The sequence below is a fragment of the Pantoea sp. genome (assembly GCF_028283705.1).
In the GTDB taxonomy this organism is placed as follows: Bacteria; Pseudomonadota; Gammaproteobacteria; order Enterobacterales; family Enterobacteriaceae; genus Pantoea.
In genome coordinates this window covers 127,458-142,106 of the sequence record NZ_JAPWKD010000014.1, presented here as the reverse complement: position 1 = coordinate 142,106, position 14,649 = coordinate 127,458, and the positions used below count along the sequence as shown (strand labels likewise).

Below are 14,649 nucleotides of genomic sequence, written 5' to 3'. Positions count from 1 at the left end.
CACCGCATTTGCCTGATGGTGCAAAATCAGCGCCATGTCAGATAAAAAAACGCGATACATAACGGTTTGATAAATAAACATAAAAAATAATAATGCGTTCCACCTAAGCGCAAACGTTGTTCCTCTTGGAACAGTGATGTCGTATTTCGTACCTCAGGGAACCTTTTTGCTGACCACCACCTGCAAATTTCCATCAGGTGCACAGTCGCTGACCACAAACAGCTGGTACTCAGCGAGACGGTCGAACCACTTCGGCACATGGTCGCAGCGAATTTCCAGGCGCGTGAAACTTTCCTGTTGCATCAGCGGCACCAGCAATTGCTTTGAGGTATGACTGCCGCCACAGCGCAAGGCAGCAATCAGATCGACATGAAATTCTCCCGGATTGGGTCCCGCATGTACAAACGCCTGAGGCAACTGCGCTACCGGCTCAGGGGGCGCTGGCTGCTGCTGCGCGATGAGGTTTAGCGCGACCTCGGGCGTACCCGCAGATTGCCACATGGTAAGTCCCGAGCCATCAAACCAGGCGAGTAGCGCGCCATGGATCTCCCGGGCAATAAAATGGCGGCACTCCGGCATCAGCGCCAGCATTGCCAGCGTGTGCTGGCGGATCTCCGCCAGCGATGTCGTCCCGGCAAGGGTAAATGGCATCTCTCGACAGATACGCCAGTGCTGGTTTTCGCGGGTGTACAGCATCACCGTACCGGGTTCGGTTAGCGCTGCGATAACACCCTGCTCATTGAGAAAAACGGCAATTTTCATGGTCTCCCCCGGATTCAATAGCCGTGTTGTTTACCTTTCAGCGAAGTAATATCGATGCGGATGACCTGCGTCGCTGTCAGGTTAGCGGCTGGGAAGGTGAAGGTTTTATCGCTAAAACGCGCCATCAACCGGTGCAGCATGGTCACTTTTTCGCTGTCATCATCGACAAAATGGGTTTTACCCAGACCAATCACTGTGCGATGCCGCGCCTCAAAATTACATGCCAGTAGATCCTCGATGATTCCGCCATAGCTGGAGACGGCAAAACAGATATTGGCGTTACGTTTCATCATGTCGATCTTGCTGCCGCTACGTGCCGAGTGAAACCATAGTGCTGTGCCATCCCAGACATAAAACACCGGTAGCAAAAACGGCATATCCTCGCAGGCCAGGGCGATATACATCACGCGCCCCTCCTGCAAAACCGCGTCTATCTGCGCTGGATCGGTAATCTCCCGCTCTTCGCGTCGCATTGCACCGTGCGGATGGGCTAATGGTGTGCTGCTCATCACTGCGTCCTCCAGGTGGCATCGTGCCGTTCGCGATTAATCAGCGCATCCAGCTCATCACACACCGCCAGAATGCGGAGTTTGTCATCTTCATCTGGCGTTCCATGGTGGTAGTCATCCACCGAGCAGATACCAAAAATCGTATCCAGTGCCAGAATGTTGCTGCGCAGCGTCTCGCTAAAGGTACTTTTTTCCTCTGCGCTGGCAAGCAGGCTGCGGTAGTTATGGTTGAACGGCATTTCACCATGCAACGAACAAAGCGCAATCAGGTAGCACTCCACCGCAATGGCAGCAACGTTAAACACCAGACTGGGTGAACGGGACTGCTGCACCAACAACCGGGCGCGACGATGGTAGCCAAACGCATGTTCGTAACAACGGGTAAAGCGTTGTTCATCACTTTCGAACAATAACTGAGTCATAGCGTTATCCTGTGATTAGAAGCCGGGGGTAGCGGGTTACCAGACATTCAGGATCCACTCTTTGTTTTTCTTGTATTCCATATCGGTAAACAGGGTGTTTGCCATCTGCTCCGCCAGCCAAATCGCCCCGGCATAGCCCACCACCGGGTGCCGGTAATGCCCGGCACGGTCATAAGTGGGGAAACCAACACGCACCATCGGAATTTGGTTATCAATCGCGGTAAAGCGCCCTTTGGAATGACCGAGGATCAAATCCAGCTCCAGCTCGCCGTCAGTAATACGCTTTTCCATCTCCCACAGGTCAGCGTTAGTGATGATTTCCATCCTGTAATCCACCTGTTGTTGCAACGCCTGAATACGTGGATCACTTTTATAGGTGGCGTTATCGTCACCCAGCAGCAGCAATACCGGTTTCATTTCCAGATCGAGACAAAACTCCGCCAGCCCCACCACCAGATCCGGGTTGCCATAAATTGCGACCTTTTTATCGGCAAGGAACATATGGACCAGGTCGGTCAGCGCATCAACCGCAATACCACGCTCACGCACCAGCGACGGTGGGATCGGCTTACCGGTTAACTTTTTCAGGTTATGCAGGAAGGTATCGGTATTGCGGATGCCAATAGGCGTGGGGCCGACCATCGCCGGGACCTGGAAGGATTCTTCCAGATAGCGCGCCGCTTTCGCCCCTTCATAACGATTAAGGGCAAGGGTCGCGCTGGCGTTGGCGGTATCGACCAGATCAGCAATGGTGGTGTTACCGTGCGACACCGTATTGCCGGACGGCATCAGCGGTGAGTCGAAATCTTCGATTTCAAATAACACCGTGGCATCAATATCCATGGCCTGCAACAGGTGCTTCAGCGCCGTCACATCGCCAGGATTCACCCAGCCGGTGATCAGATTAATTTTGCCGTTGGGCTCCCCTTTACGCGCAAAATATTTGACGATATCGCGCACCGCCACATCGTAGCCACTGATCATACTGCCGACAAAACTCGGGGTGTGGATCGGGATCAGGTGTACTTCGCGCCCGGCATACTTCTCCTGCAACAATCCTTCGTTGAGTTTGCGGACTACGCCGTCAACGTCATCACCGATGACCTCAGTCGAGCAGGTGGTAATGATCGGGATAACCTTAACGTGGGGATAGCGCATCAGCAGCACATCGACCGCCTGTTCTACGCGATCCAATGCACCAAACACCGCCCCGTCTTCATGTACCGACGACGACGCAATTTCAAAACTCTCTTTCAGATGCTGAGAAATGAGCAGGCGGACAAACATCACGCAGCCCTGACCGCCATGGACGATACCAATACAATCTTTGATGCCGATACTGACGTACTGCGCACCCGCAGGCTGGCAGGTAAAGATGGGGTTGATCACCCCAGTGCGGTCTTTCGCTTTCAATTCACAAGACATAGTCAACCCCCCTTTAATAACGCTTATCCGTCAGTTCGGCATTAAGCGAACCGGTGATTGTCAGGTAATCAAGGCGCTGGTGCAGCGCCGTCATCAATGTCGTTATCGCTTCGTTGCTCATCGCCTGCAGCCAGGCAAAACGGGTACGGTACGCATCGGCGAGCACCACCGCATCCACCCAGTAGCAGCGATCGGCAGGTGTGCCCAACTCAACCGGCTCATCACAGAGCAGCTGCCGTGTTTTGCCCAAAATCCCGGCATTCTGTTTTTCCCGATCCCAGTTGCGGGAGTGAAACTGCCACAGGCAATGTTTCATGATGTAATCCACCATCAGTTCCACCTGTTCATCCTGTGTCATACCGCCTCCTGTTGATTTGGTGTCGCGCCGGAAAAATCGGGATACTCACGCTCGCGTAATTTGCTGACGCTGTCGTAGCCGCCGGTGTATTCGCGCCAGGTGTCGTGATGACGTATCTCATCGCTCAGGCTGACGTCTGACAACATGCGGGCAGTGGCAAAACCCTGCTGGGTGGGGATTTCATCCTGGCTGATATCCAGCTTCGCCAGTTGATGAATGGGGGAATAGATAGCGTTATAGATATCGCGTGCAAAGCGCACCCAGCCTTCAAACCCTTTGTAGGGTCCGTTGTGGTAAGCATGGGCGTTGAGATAGGGCACGCGGATTTTTTTCGCCACTTCGCCCGGGCGTTTACCGGTGAAAATGACATCCGGTTTGAGTTTGTACATGGCTTCCAGCGACTCAAGCTCATTGGGATCGTCGATCGCCAGTGCACCGGCTTCACAACGGGCAATGCCCTTCTCCATATCCCCCTGATGGCCGAACTTGGTATAAACCGATACCACTTCGACACCCATTTCGGCGTGAATAACGTGTGCCCAGTGCCACAACTTGGCCCCCCCCGGCCACAAACACACTTTCTTGCCTTTCAGCCGCGCTTTGTACCAATCCAGCTCAGGTTTCCAGCGGGCTACCTCCTCATCAATAATCGCCTGGGCGCGGTCTTCAATACCGAAGAACAGGCCAATTTTGCGCAGGGAATCTGCCAGCGGACCAAAGCCAAAGCCGTCAATATCCAGACGTGGAATGCCATAGCGCACGCGCAATTCGTTGCAGATATATTCCGCTGAACGGGCGCACTCCAGTACATTCAAATGTGCTTTGTGCATCGCACGCAGATCATCATAGGAACCGTTGCCGGTAAAGGTGGACAGCACCTGGATTCCCATCCGTTTGAAATAATCGACCATCACTTCCTGATCGCCCTGGATATTATATTCACCCACATAGTTGATGACATAATCGCTGGTGATCGTCGGTTCTACCGTGCCAACTTTTTGATTCACCCAGGCAATATTGATTTTGTGGTGTCCACCGGACTGGCTTGGACCAGCAAAGCCTGGTGAATTACAGACGAAAATATCAACATCAGGACGCTCATCCATCACCTCCTGCGCAATGGCAGCGATATCATCACCAATCAGAGCAGAGGCACAGGTCTGATAAATGGTCATTCTCTTGATATTGGGATGTGCATCAAACGCTTCGATAATATTATTCTTCAAAACCTTCTCCGCACCGAATACGATGTGTTTCTCTTTCATGTCGGTGGCAAAGGTATACTTCAGCTGAAAGTTATCGTTATCGCTGATATAACGTTTCGTCTGCCAGGTGTCATAAGTACAACCGACCGGTCCATGACTGATATGAATAACATCCTTCATCGGCGTACCGATAACGTGTTTTGCACCACAATAGGCGCATCCCCGTTCAGAAATGGTTCCCGGAATGGTATTTAAATACCCCAATGGTAGTGCAGAGGTTATATCTTCATCCGGGCCTTTAACGACCGCATGTTGTTTTCGTTCCGGAATACATTTACTGCATTCAAACTCATGATAAGGCATAGTGAATCCCTCTTCCGGGAGTGATGATAAATATATCGACCAGAGTTAGTGAGCGGGCATCAATCCATAAAACCGTATTTGACGACCATTTTTTCCAGTTGATCCATCGTCAGGGGGCGCGGGATGACCAGATCTTCGTTCTCGATAATCTTGCGCCCTAACTCCCGGTATTCCTGCGCCTGGTTGGCATTCGGGTCGAATTCGGTCACGGTTTTCTTGTTGAATTCCGCCTTCTGGACGATGTTGTCGCGCGGTACAAAGTGGAGCATTTTGGTGCCGATAGCGGCGGTGAACTCTTCCAGAAACTCCTTCTCACCGTCTACGTTGCGGCTATTACAGATAATGCCACCTAAGCGTACTCCGCTTTGTTTGGCATATTTCACCAGCCCTTTGCAGATATTATTCGCCGCATAAATCGCCATCATTTCGCCCGATGCTACGATATAAACTTCCTGCGCTTTACCGTCACGAATCGGCATTGCGAACCCGCCACATACCACATCGCCCAGCACATCAAAGAAAATAAAATCGAGATCGTCGGTATAGGCTTTATTATCCTCCATCAAATCAATTGCGGTAATGACACCTCGACCGGCACAACCGACGCCTGGCTCCGGACCGCCTGATTCAACGCAGCGAATATTAAATACGCCGGTTTTCACCACCATTTCATTGGTGATTTTTTCGGCCCCTTGATCGCGAAGCACATCCATCAGCGTTTCCTGTGGCTTGCCACCGAGAATAAGACGGGTGGAATCTGCTTTTGGGTCACAACCATGAATAAATACTTTTTTACCGTGGAACCAGGCAAGTGCGGCGGCGGTATTCTGCGTCGTCGTCGATTTACCGATCCCTCCTTTGCCGTAAATAGCCAGCTTGCGTGTCATGATGCTTCCTCTTGATAAGAAAAATTAAGAAAAGCCCGTATAGTCATGTACAAGAGGAAAATGCAAAGCAGGGACCAGTTTTTAATTAGCATATAAAAAATGGTATTGTTACGTTGTAAGTTATTTATATTTATTGGATTAATTATTTTTTAGGCGGGCAGGGAGAAAGAATAAGATGACAGGAAACGTGCATCTGCGAACATTCCGGTAAAAAAAGATACGTGATGGTAAAAATCGCACGCTAGTTTCGTTCAGTCTGGGAGAGCAGAAGCATTTGTTGCTGAAAAGTCGCATGACTACGTGGTTTGCATCATTCTTCCTGTCATTCCTTTGCATTTCTGGAACAGGCCAACTTCCCCAATGCTGAGCCAAAATAGCAGCGAGGCTTCTGGCTCATCCGTAGCGATTCAATTCCTGTATTGGTCAAAAAAACGTTTCAGGGCGCTGGCAACGGCTTCGGGTTGCTCCTCTGGCTGAAAATGACCACAATCCACAATCTGCTGACTATGAATATCATCCCCAAATGCTCTCAGAGTTGCAGCCACATCAGGAATGGCCCCCTGGTCAGCTGACAGCCCCAGCACCGGCATCGTCAGGCGTCGCTCTCTGGCAAGTTCAGCGTTCTGTGTCGCTGATAAAGAGAGCGCCCGGTAAAACTCAAGTCCAGCGCGCAATCCACCCGGTGCTTTGAGCAAACGTTCATACTCCGTAATTTCGGCTTCGCCATAACAACCAGGATTGGCCGTTTTTTCGCGAAAAAACCATTCCAGATAAATACGCTCACGTCCTGCGAGCAACGCTTCCGGAAGGTCTGCTACAGCATGGAAGGAAAAGTGCCAGGTCTTCCATGATTTGTCGGAAGACGACGGCAGTTTGTCCGGTAACGATACCCCTGGAATACCCGCATCCATCAAGGTGAGAGCCCGTATTTCCTCGCCGAACATCATCGCGTAGGGAAAGGCGACCCAAGCACCTACATCATGTGCGGCCAGGAAGTAAGAGCCTAAGTTTAACGCAGAGACGAAGCGATGCAGCCGCGTGGCTACCGTTCTGGTGTCGTAACCGGAAAGGGGTTTGTCTGTGTCACCTTGTCCTGGTAAATCGACAGCCACAATCCGATATTTGTCTGCCAGATATGGCATCACATGACGCCAGGCAAACCAGCTCTCGGGGAACCCCGCCAGTAATACCAGCGGAATCCCATCCTGGCGTCCACCAGAAACATAATGAAAACGCAGACCCTCTACACGGATAAAATGATGGCTAAAACCATCGGGCGCATCAGGGGGTATGAAACCAGACATAACGGACTCCTACAGTAAAAGCACACTGCCAGCCAGCAGCAGAGCGGCAACATCGCTCCGGCAAGGATGGCAACAATGACGAACATCAACAGGACTTACTCCAGTAGCTTTAGTGCCTGAGCCACGAAGCCGTCGCCATCATTGGTCAAAGTCGAGGCCTTGCCAATCACACGCATCCCTTGCAGTAACGCCAGGATCACTTCAGCAGCAGCATGCACGTTAGTTGTCATAGCGACGGAACCATCCTGTTTACCCAGTTCAATCAGGGCCTCAAGGGCAGCCTTGCGCCTGGCAAGTTGACCTTCTAAATTACCGGCAACGGCGCCAAGCTGGTCGATATGAGTGACACCGGCAACCACCATACAACCCAGTTTGCCGTCTCTTCCCTGGCTAAGCTCAGCATAATCTCGCAGCAGTTCCGCAATTTTGGCTTTGCCGTTAGCAGCCTTTTCAAGCCGTAATTTCAGGCTCTCTTCACGAAGTGACACATAGCGTTCCAAAGCCCTGGCGAAGACACCTTCTTTATCCTGATAGGCTTTGTAAATGCTACCCGTCGTGAGGCCCGTGGCTGCGGTAATGTCAGTGATACTGACGCCGCTAAATCCCCGGCTGCGAAAGAGCGTAATAGCCCCGTCAAGAAATTTCTCTTCGTCAAAAACCCGTGGCCGCCCCCGGGAGGGTTGAGCAGTATCTGCATGGGAAAGTGATTTCATCGCTAATCCACATTTAGGAAATGATCACTTCCTTTTTAGCTGCGCGTGGTCTGGCTGTCAAGAAAAGATGCTTTGTTTGTTGCTCGAATAATGCAGTTTGAGATCGCAAAAGGAGCTGCCGGAAGAACGAAATGATACCTCTACTTGTGTGAGTTCAGTGTTTGTTGTGCTTCATGTTTCATCACATGAGTGCGAACCGCAGTCTGAAAAACTTTAAACAATAACCCATTGATAAATGTAGCGACTGTCAGCACGACAAAAGCGGTCACCAGCCAGTCGACCAGGCCGATGTCACTATGCAAAAGTGTGGGCCGATAGAACAACATACCCGCCGCAACCATCCAGTGGCTCATGCAGTAAAAACAACTAAAAAGATGGCCCAGCATGCCATTTTTTCGTGCTGTCCATGCCCGTAACGGTGCAAAAAGTTCGGTTTGGGTAATTGTCATCGACAGACTGGCAGATGCCAGGGCAATCATCAGGCAGGTTGAGATATTTGAAGATAACTCGGGAGTCATGACTGGTTCCTTTTACATCAACGGTTTCTATTTTTTCCGCGAACATCACGCTGCGGCCCTTTCATGTAACTTATAAAATCACATGATATTTGCCGTTGTCAATCTCATGTAACATTGTAAGATACATGAATGTAATCGGAGAGAAGAAATGAAATGCGTCAGGACAACAAGCTTTCCCGGACACTGCACGTTTTACTGCACATGGCGTGTCACGACAAAGTGTATACCTCGGAACAAATTGCCATGATGCTTGGAACGAACAGCGCAGTGGTAAGACGCACTTTGGCTGGGTTACGCGATGCGGGTTTTGTCTCTGCGGTAAAAGGCCACCACGGCGGCTGGCGTATTGCCGGTGATCTCAAGGGTATCAGCCTGCTTGATATCTATCGTGCGGTGGGCGCTAAGCATCTTTTTGCCATCGGCGGAGGGGATGAAAACCCGGAATGCGCGGTTGAAGCTTCGGTTAATCAGGCGCTGGGCAATGTGCTGGATGAGGCTGAGCAACTACTCCTGGATCGTTTCTCTGAAATTAGCCTTGAAGACCTGAGAGTAGGTTTCAAATGTCACTGCCCTGAAGACCTGTAGTCAAACATACGAAAAAGGCCGCCTTGCGGCGACCTTTTCCGGCACTTCCCTGTACGACCATCCGTTATTTGTACAGTTCTGCGGTCATGTGAACACGGTTATTGGTGTTCGCTTCGGTAATTTTGTACTGCGCGCCCTGCTGTGCTGCCTGAGCGGCGATTTTCGCTTCCGCACCGTCCAGAGTTGAAGAGGTTACGGAGATGCTCTGAGCAAAGCTGCCAAATGACATCAGTGAAAGAGCAGCGACAGCGGCGATGGACATTGCTTTGATAGTTTTCATGGTCTTAATCCTTAATTTGTCTGTTTAGAAGGCTGTGCGCCTTCGATGGAAATAATAATAACCATAGTTATTGTTTCTTTCTTGATAATTAGTGCGATCATTGTGATCTGGCTAATCATTACTTCCCGCGTTAACCGTTTATTTAGTCAGTTCCGCTGACAGGTAAGCACCGTTATCCACACGTGCACCGGTGATTTTGTAAGAGGCACCGGCCTGTTTAGCCTGAGCGGCGATTTTGGCTTCTGCGCCATCCAGGGTTGAAGCGGAAGCGGTGATGCTCTGTGCGAAGCTGCCGAAAGAAACCAGTGACAGGGCCGCAACTGCAACGAAAGTTTTGATAGATTTCATGGTCAATTCCTCAGAGATAATTTTTAGTGGGTGGAGCGTTGTGCCCCGATGTGAGAGAGAATAGACCTGTAGGCCGGCGAGTAAAAGCTGAGGGATTTGCTGAAATGATTCAAAAAAACTGAATGAAAATTAATCGGGAAATTGGCCCCGATACTTCCGTATCATTCAATTGGGGACGATATAACGGCTGTGACGATCATCGATTCTTTGCTGAATCTCCCTGCTTCTTAACGTTCTCGCCGGTAAACTCAGTCCGTACGATCTTACAAACCGGGCGATGTTGCAGTTCTGACGTCCTCTTTTTCTTTAAGGTTTTATCTTTCTTACCCGTCGGCCAGTAGATAAAAAAATCTGCAATCAGCTCAAGCAAGTCTCTCATACTTTCCTCACTTATCTTTTCTGCCAGCATAGTTGATCATGCGAGTCCGTGTCAGTTACTACCCTTATAAATTCATGTTTCAATAAGAAAAAAATCTAATTCGTTATTGACTGCATCTGCTATTGTTCAAATGATACCGGAACTGGAGAACACCAGTCGGCCTCATCCCGCGCACGAAAATCAACGATAGCGTCTTCAATTTCTCAGAAAATCATATGGAAATGCCTGAGGTTAACGTATGAATACAATCATTCCATTAGAAGCGCTCGGCCCACGCATATGTATCATGGGGCCATCAAACAGCGGAAAGTCCACGCTTGCTGAGGCAATAGCACGCAAAACATCCTTGCCCGCCATTCACCTTGACAGGCTTCATCACATGCCTGATTCAAACTGGGTACCACGAGACAATGCAGAGTTTCTGCGCCTGCATTCTGATGCAATCAGTCAGGAAAAATGGGTTATGGATGGTAACTACAAAAAATGTATTCCGGAGCGCCTCGAACGCGCGACGGGTTTTATTCTGCTTGATTTGCCAACCCATATTAGTCTGCTGCGCTACATCCACAGATGTTACTCAGCAAAGCCGAGAGTAGGTGGTCTTAAAATTGGCAGGGAACATGTCAAATGGGACATGATAAAACACATCACCTTAGTCACTCCCGGAAACCGAAAAAGCTACAAAAAAATGTACGAACAGATCCCGCTGCCAAAGTTGTTACTGGCGACGCCAGAAAACGTTAAAGAATATTTTAAGCACTGGAAGCTATAAATATGATGTGGAAAGTCTGAACGGAGTTTCCCCGCATGGCATCCAGCCTTAATGCTGCCAATCGACGTTGCCTATCACCGCAATAGTTAGCATGTTAACAATTGCAGCATTTATTGATAATATTGCAATAGTAACCATGGTTATCATTATCCCCATCGGAGGCACACAGTCTCCCACCCAAACAAACTAAGGAAATGACCATGAAAACTATCAAAGCAATGTCTATCGCCGCTGTCGCCACTCTTTCTCTGATGTCATTCGGTAGCTTCGCTCAGAGCGTCACTGCTTCTGACTTAACTCTGGATGGTGCTGAAGCGCAAATCGCTGCTCAGGCAGCACAACAGGGCGCACATTATAAAATCACCGAAGCCAGCAACAATAACTTCGTGCATATGACTGCTGAACTGTACAAATAACAGCGAGTTGTTAGAAGAAGTATCAGAGGAGGTCGCCCGGGGCGACCTTTTTTTGTTTGAAGCTTTGATTCCTCGCCTCAATGCATTTTCTTTAAGAGAAAATCGACCAGCACTTTGATTCTTTTTGTTTTCCCTGCGCTTTTCAGGTAATACAAATACACGGGCGGATAGGTTCTCCAAAAAGGTTTCATCACCGGTACGAATTTTTCTTTATCAGAGAGCAGTTCATATACGGGTTCGAAAATTCTGCCAATCCCGAGGCCATTACGTATTCCATCTGCCATAACATCAATATCGTTGCTCATTAACTGAAACGGCATTTCCACCGTTAATTGCTCGCCCTTTTCTTCCAGAATCAGCGGCAGAATACGGTTATTGGTGATAAACCGATACCCTATCAATTTATGCAGCTGAAGATCTGCAGGGACTTGCGGCATACCATATTCCTTAAGATATGCGTCCGAAGCGTACAAGCCTTCACGGAAAGGTTTCATCAACTGGCGGGCAACCACGCCCCCATCAAGGATGTCGCCAAATCGAATCCCCAAATCATACTTCTCATCAATGATGTTGATCGTCCCGTCATACACGGATATCTCAAGCTGTATTTCTGGATAACACTGGCAGAACTCAGCCATAAAGGGTTTGAGAATAAGCACATACGCAAATCGTGAGAGGGTGATTCGTACCAGTCCGGATGGCACCTGATTAAGGTCCCGAACATTTTCCAGCGCCGTTTCCAGTGATTCGACGGCCTGTGACGTCTGCTGCAATAGCTGCTGGCCCGCATCGGTCAATTCGATGCGGCGAGTGGTGCGAATGAACAACGGATGCCCCGTATATTGTTCCAGCAACTTCAACGCCTTACTTACCGATGGCGGCGTGATACCCAACTTCCTCGCCGCTGCGGAAATGCTGCCCTCCCGGGCAATGCTCTGGAAAATACGTATCTGGCTATAAATCACGTTGTTCATTACTTCATCCTGATGCAATGCACCTGACCATTATTAACTGCAGGCTAAAAATCTTTGAGTCAAGGATGACCTAATCTTATGGGAAAAGCGAATTTATACTTCCCGTGACTAACGTGTCAGCGGTTTGTCACGGACCGGCAGCCCTGGTAGACGTCAAACTGGGTAACGGTGAATACCTTGTGAACGGTAAAAGCGTTACGGCTTTTACAAACCGGGAAGAAGACGAAGTTCAAGGTAACGATATCGTTCCGTTCCTGCTTGAAAACGCTTTGGTTGAACATGGTGCAAAACATCACCCGTCACCAAACTGGTCTGAAAATATTATTATCGGTGGACGTTTAATCACCGGGCAAAATACAACTTCCGCTCACGGAGTGGGGGCCGCTGTATCACAGGCACTCTTCTTATTCGAGAGAGAATAGCGAAATGAAAAAATTACCAAAAATTGCGTTAGGTACCCGGTCCTGGGGCACGGGATTTGCCGGAGGCGATACCGTATTTGGCAACCACCTGACTGACGATCAAATGAAAGTCGTATTTGAATCAGCAATGCAGGAAGGGTTGAATTTATGGGATACCGCCGCCGTATACGGCATGGGCAGTTCTGAGGATGCACTGGGGAAACTCGTACGCCAATATCCGCGTGAGCAAATCGTATTATCGACAAAATTCACACCGCAGATTGTGGATCAACAGGCAATAAATCCCGTCGAAGATATGCTGAACAAAAGCTTAACGCGCCTTGGCGTAGCGGATATCGACATTTACTGGATTCATAATCCTGCAGATGTTGAAAAATGGACTCCCGGGCTTATTCCGCCACTAAAAAGTGGCAAGGTCCAACGCGTTGGTGTATCCAACCACAGTCTGGCACAAATCATGCGCGCTAATGACATCCTTAAGGCAGCAGGATTCGCCGTGTCTGCCGTACAAAATCATTACAGTCTGCTTTATCGTTCATCTGAAGATGCGGGAATTCTTGATTACTGTAACCAGAATGGCATTACCTTCTTTTCCTATATGGTGCTGGAACAGGGTGCCCTGAGTGGCCGGTACAATACCCGCAACCCTATGCCTTCCGGTAGTGGCCGTGCCGAGACCTACAACAAGATATTACCGCAGTTGGAAAAATTAACCGCGGCAATGCAGACCATCGGCGAAACCCGGGAAGCCAATGCTGCACAGGTGGCAATAGCCTGGGCAATTTTCAAAGGAACATTGCCAATCATCGGAGCAACCAAAGTCCATCATGTCCTCGACGCAGCAAAAGCAGCATCACTCCATCTGACTGCCGAGGAGGTCTCCACGCTTGAGCGGCTTGCGGCTGCGACCGGCGTAGATACGCGTGGTTCGTGGGAAAAACCGATGATTTAACGCTTTCTCATGCCATCGGCCGGGTATTACAGACGCCAGTTTAAGTAAAAAGATTATTAGCCAGTGGCTAATAGTCTTTAAGCTATTGATGCTCTAAAAAACAGAACACACCCGACCTATACTGGACACCATTCAACCAACTCATTGTTAAGAATCAAAAATGCAAAATGTGTTAATTATTTCCGGTCACCCGGACCTGGCGCAGTCTGTCGGGAATGCCACTATCCTGAAAGAAGTTGCCGCTGCCCTGCCCGGAGTGGAAATTCGCTATCTGGATACACTTTATCCGGGTTATCAGATTAATGTCGCTGCAGAACAGGCCGCGTTGTTAAAAGCAGATGTGATCGTCTGGCAATTTCCTTTTTCCTGGTATTCAGTCCCCGGTTTAATGAAATTATGGATTGATCAGGTATTTCTTCACGGTTTTGCCCATGGTTCAACGGCGCAACTTAATGGTAAAAAACTCATCCTGTCATTTACCACGGGAGCTCCACAGTCACTGTACTCACCTGAAGGCTTTTTCGGGCATGATCTTGAGGATTATTTAATTCAGTTCAAAACCACGGCCGCGTTGTGCAATCTTGAGCTGCAAACTCCGATTTATACCTGTGGCATCAGTTACGCTGGCCGTGACGAAGCTAAAACGGCTGAGCAGATGATTGTTGCAAAAGAACATGCCTCGCGTTTGATTAGCTTCATCAAAAGCATGGCTGCCTGAATTAATAAACATCCATTACATGGTGGAATAAAATGTACATCATCAATATAACTGTTAATGCAGAGATCAGTGCAGAACAGCACGAAAGTCTTTTTCCGCAACACGCCGCCTGGTTTAAAAAATATTTCGATGCAGGCAAGTTCGTTATGATCGGCCCTTATGCTGATCGGGAACGTGCGGGTATTATCATTGCCAGCACTGAAAGCCACAGTGAGCTGGAGACTATTCTCAGCGAGGATTCTTATTATCCCGATCTGGCCAATTATGAAATCCGTGAATTTATCCCGAAAATGATTTCATCCGATCTGGAGAAATTTCAGCTAGCGTAACGAAAGAA

20 protein-coding genes and 1 pseudogene are annotated in these 14,649 nt (G+C 49.2%); 7 read left to right on the top strand and 14 right to left on the bottom strand.

Annotated features, from left to right (window positions below; translation table 11 throughout):
• Positions 1-153: 153 nt before the first annotated feature.
• The 10 genes from PW844_RS12265 to PW844_RS12220 all read right to left on the bottom strand — a co-directional run bounded on the left by PW844_RS12265 (position 154) and on the right by PW844_RS12220 (position 8,466).
• Positions 154-762, bottom strand: coding sequence for a Fe-only nitrogenase accessory AnfO family protein (locus PW844_RS12265; RefSeq protein ID WP_299451899.1), 609 nt, complete (start codon positions 760-762; stop codon positions 154-156).
• Between the two features lie 14 nt (positions 763-776).
• A complete protein-coding gene (locus PW844_RS12260; protein WP_299451898.1) occupies positions 777-1,271 on the bottom strand; it encodes a pyridoxamine 5'-phosphate oxidase family protein in 495 nt (164 codons plus the stop codon).
• Positions 1,271-1,693, bottom strand: coding sequence for a hypothetical protein (locus tag PW844_RS12255; RefSeq protein ID WP_299451897.1), 423 nt, complete (start codon positions 1,691-1,693; stop codon positions 1,271-1,273). The genes PW844_RS12260 and PW844_RS12255 overlap by 1 nt, the downstream gene beginning before the upstream one ends.
• A gap of 36 nt (positions 1,694-1,729) precedes the next feature.
• Positions 1,730-3,118 (bottom strand): Fe-only nitrogenase subunit beta, encoded by a 1,389-nt coding sequence (gene anfK / locus PW844_RS12250; protein WP_299451896.1) that lies wholly within the window; start codon positions 3,116-3,118, stop codon positions 1,730-1,732.
• 13 nt (positions 3,119-3,131) lie between these two features.
• The gene (gene anfG, locus PW844_RS12245) at positions 3,132-3,476 is read right to left on the bottom strand and encodes a Fe-only nitrogenase subunit delta (protein WP_299451895.1); all 345 of its coding nucleotides are present in this window, start codon (positions 3,474-3,476) and stop codon (positions 3,132-3,134) included.
• Positions 3,473-5,044, bottom strand: coding sequence for a nitrogenase iron-iron protein, alpha chain (anfD, locus tag PW844_RS12240; RefSeq protein ID WP_299451893.1), 1,572 nt, complete (start codon positions 5,042-5,044; stop codon positions 3,473-3,475). Before anfD ends, anfG begins: the two co-directional genes overlap by 4 nt.
• A 59-nt stretch (positions 5,045-5,103) precedes the next feature.
• Positions 5,104-5,931, bottom strand: coding sequence for a nitrogenase iron protein (gene nifH, locus PW844_RS12235; RefSeq protein ID WP_084878990.1), 828 nt, complete (start codon positions 5,929-5,931; stop codon positions 5,104-5,106).
• A gap of 407 nt (positions 5,932-6,338) precedes the next feature.
• Entirely contained in the window at positions 6,339-7,235 is an 897-nt protein-coding gene (locus tag PW844_RS12230; RefSeq protein WP_299451890.1) for an alpha/beta hydrolase, read from the bottom strand.
• Positions 7,236-7,330: 95 nt separating this feature from the next.
• Positions 7,331-7,948 carry a TetR/AcrR family transcriptional regulator gene (locus tag PW844_RS12225; protein ID WP_299451889.1) on the bottom strand — a complete coding sequence of 206 codons (618 nt, stop codon included), beginning with the start codon at positions 7,946-7,948 and terminating at the stop codon, positions 7,331-7,333.
• Between the two features lie 140 nt (positions 7,949-8,088).
• On the bottom strand, positions 8,089-8,466 hold the full coding sequence (locus PW844_RS12220) for a DUF1360 domain-containing protein (RefSeq protein WP_299451887.1): 378 nt from the start codon (positions 8,464-8,466) through the stop codon (positions 8,089-8,091).
• A 153-nt stretch (positions 8,467-8,619) separates the two neighbouring features.
• Here PW844_RS12220 and PW844_RS12215 point away from each other — a divergent pair, with 153 nt between their 5' ends.
• Positions 8,620-9,051, top strand: coding sequence for an Rrf2 family transcriptional regulator (locus PW844_RS12215; RefSeq protein WP_299451886.1), 432 nt, complete (start codon positions 8,620-8,622; stop codon positions 9,049-9,051).
• Positions 9,052-9,115: 64 nt separating this feature from the next.
• On the opposite strand, the gene PW844_RS12210 is transcribed toward PW844_RS12215, so the two are convergent.
• From PW844_RS12210 to PW844_RS12200, 3 genes are all read right to left on the bottom strand, one after another.
• Entirely contained in the window at positions 9,116-9,331 is a 216-nt protein-coding gene (locus tag PW844_RS12210; RefSeq protein WP_084878987.1) for a YdgH/BhsA/McbA-like domain containing protein, read from the bottom strand.
• Between the two features lie 138 nt (positions 9,332-9,469).
• A complete protein-coding gene (locus PW844_RS12205) occupies positions 9,470-9,679 on the bottom strand; it encodes a YdgH/BhsA/McbA-like domain containing protein (RefSeq protein ID WP_013508023.1) in 210 nt (69 codons plus the stop codon).
• Between the two features lie 196 nt (positions 9,680-9,875).
• Positions 9,876-10,088: a hypothetical protein gene (locus PW844_RS12200; protein ID WP_299451883.1), complete on the bottom strand. Its 213-nt coding sequence runs from the start codon at positions 10,086-10,088 to the stop codon at positions 9,876-9,878.
• 208 nt (positions 10,089-10,296) lie between these two features.
• Between PW844_RS12200 and PW844_RS12195 the strand changes: the two genes are divergently transcribed.
• Complete coding sequence (locus PW844_RS12195; protein ID WP_299451882.1) at positions 10,297-10,830, top strand: AAA family ATPase; 534 nt, start codon at positions 10,297-10,299, stop codon at positions 10,828-10,830.
• Between the two features lie 200 nt (positions 10,831-11,030).
• Positions 11,031-11,246, top strand: coding sequence for a YdgH/BhsA/McbA-like domain containing protein (locus PW844_RS12190; protein WP_299451863.1), 216 nt, complete (start codon positions 11,031-11,033; stop codon positions 11,244-11,246).
• A 77-nt stretch (positions 11,247-11,323) separates the two neighbouring features.
• Here PW844_RS12190 and PW844_RS12185 read toward each other — a convergent pair whose 3' ends face one another.
• Positions 11,324-12,220 (bottom strand): LysR family transcriptional regulator, encoded by an 897-nt coding sequence (locus PW844_RS12185; protein WP_299451880.1) that lies wholly within the window; start codon positions 12,218-12,220, stop codon positions 11,324-11,326.
• A gap of 113 nt (positions 12,221-12,333) precedes the next feature.
• Here PW844_RS12185 and PW844_RS12180 point away from each other — a divergent pair.
• The 4 genes and pseudogenes from PW844_RS12180 to PW844_RS12165 form a co-directional block, all read left to right on the top strand.
• Positions 12,334-12,642: pseudogene (locus PW844_RS12180) on the top strand (type 1 glutamine amidotransferase domain-containing protein); the annotation flags it as partial.
• 4 nt (positions 12,643-12,646) lie between these two features.
• Positions 12,647-13,594, top strand: a complete 948-nt coding sequence (locus PW844_RS12175) for an aldo/keto reductase (RefSeq protein WP_299451878.1) — start codon at positions 12,647-12,649, stop codon at positions 13,592-13,594.
• Between the two features lie 160 nt (positions 13,595-13,754).
• A complete protein-coding gene (locus PW844_RS12170) occupies positions 13,755-14,312 on the top strand; it encodes an NAD(P)H-dependent oxidoreductase (RefSeq protein ID WP_299451877.1) in 558 nt (185 codons plus the stop codon).
• Positions 14,313-14,344: 32 nt separating this feature from the next.
• Positions 14,345-14,641, top strand: coding sequence for a YciI family protein (locus PW844_RS12165; protein WP_084878981.1), 297 nt, complete (start codon positions 14,345-14,347; stop codon positions 14,639-14,641).
• Positions 14,642-14,649: the final 8 nt, after the last annotated feature.

Bases quoted from the DNA above. Each gene is read 5' to 3' on its own strand.
- PW844_RS12255 (WP_299451897.1), bottom strand. From the start codon at position 1,693: ATGACTCAGTTATTGTTCGAAAGTGATGAACAACGCTTTACCCGTTGT.
- PW844_RS12165 (WP_084878981.1), top strand. From the start codon at position 14,345: ATGTACATCATCAATATAACTGTTAATGCAGAGATCAGTGCAGAACAG.
- nifH (WP_084878990.1), bottom strand. From the start codon at position 5,931: ATGACACGCAAGCTGGCTATTTACGGCAAAGGAGGGATCGGTAAATCG.
- PW844_RS12170 (WP_299451877.1), top strand. From the start codon at position 13,755: ATGCAAAATGTGTTAATTATTTCCGGTCACCCGGACCTGGCGCAGTCT.
- PW844_RS12185 (WP_299451880.1), bottom strand. From the start codon at position 12,220: ATGAACAACGTGATTTATAGCCAGATACGTATTTTCCAGAGCATTGCC.
- PW844_RS12260 (WP_299451898.1), bottom strand. From the start codon at position 1,271: ATGAGCAGCACACCATTAGCCCATCCGCACGGTGCAATGCGACGCGAA.
- anfK (WP_299451896.1), bottom strand. From the start codon at position 3,118: ATGTCTTGTGAATTGAAAGCGAAAGACCGCACTGGGGTGATCAACCCC.
- PW844_RS12200 (WP_299451883.1), bottom strand. From the start codon at position 10,088: ATGCTGGCAGAAAAGATAAGTGAGGAAAGTATGAGAGACTTGCTTGAG.
- PW844_RS12225 (WP_299451889.1), bottom strand. From the start codon at position 7,948: ATGAAATCACTTTCCCATGCAGATACTGCTCAACCCTCCCGGGGGCGG.
- PW844_RS12220 (WP_299451887.1), bottom strand. From the start codon at position 8,466: ATGACTCCCGAGTTATCTTCAAATATCTCAACCTGCCTGATGATTGCC.
- PW844_RS12175 (WP_299451878.1), top strand. From the start codon at position 12,647: ATGAAAAAATTACCAAAAATTGCGTTAGGTACCCGGTCCTGGGGCACG.
- PW844_RS12215 (WP_299451886.1), top strand. From the start codon at position 8,620: ATGCGTCAGGACAACAAGCTTTCCCGGACACTGCACGTTTTACTGCAC.
- PW844_RS12195 (WP_299451882.1), top strand. From the start codon at position 10,297: ATGAATACAATCATTCCATTAGAAGCGCTCGGCCCACGCATATGTATC.
- PW844_RS12210 (WP_084878987.1), bottom strand. From the start codon at position 9,331: ATGAAAACTATCAAAGCAATGTCCATCGCCGCTGTCGCTGCTCTTTCA.
- PW844_RS12230 (WP_299451890.1), bottom strand. From the start codon at position 7,235: ATGTCTGGTTTCATACCCCCTGATGCGCCCGATGGTTTTAGCCATCAT.
- PW844_RS12190 (WP_299451863.1), top strand. From the start codon at position 11,031: ATGAAAACTATCAAAGCAATGTCTATCGCCGCTGTCGCCACTCTTTCT.
- PW844_RS12205 (WP_013508023.1), bottom strand. From the start codon at position 9,679: ATGAAATCTATCAAAACTTTCGTTGCAGTTGCGGCCCTGTCACTGGTT.
- anfG (WP_299451895.1), bottom strand. From the start codon at position 3,476: ATGACACAGGATGAACAGGTGGAACTGATGGTGGATTACATCATGAAA.
- anfD (WP_299451893.1), bottom strand. From the start codon at position 5,044: ATGCCTTATCATGAGTTTGAATGCAGTAAATGTATTCCGGAACGAAAA.
- PW844_RS12265 (WP_299451899.1), bottom strand. From the start codon at position 762: ATGAAAATTGCCGTTTTTCTCAATGAGCAGGGTGTTATCGCAGCGCTA.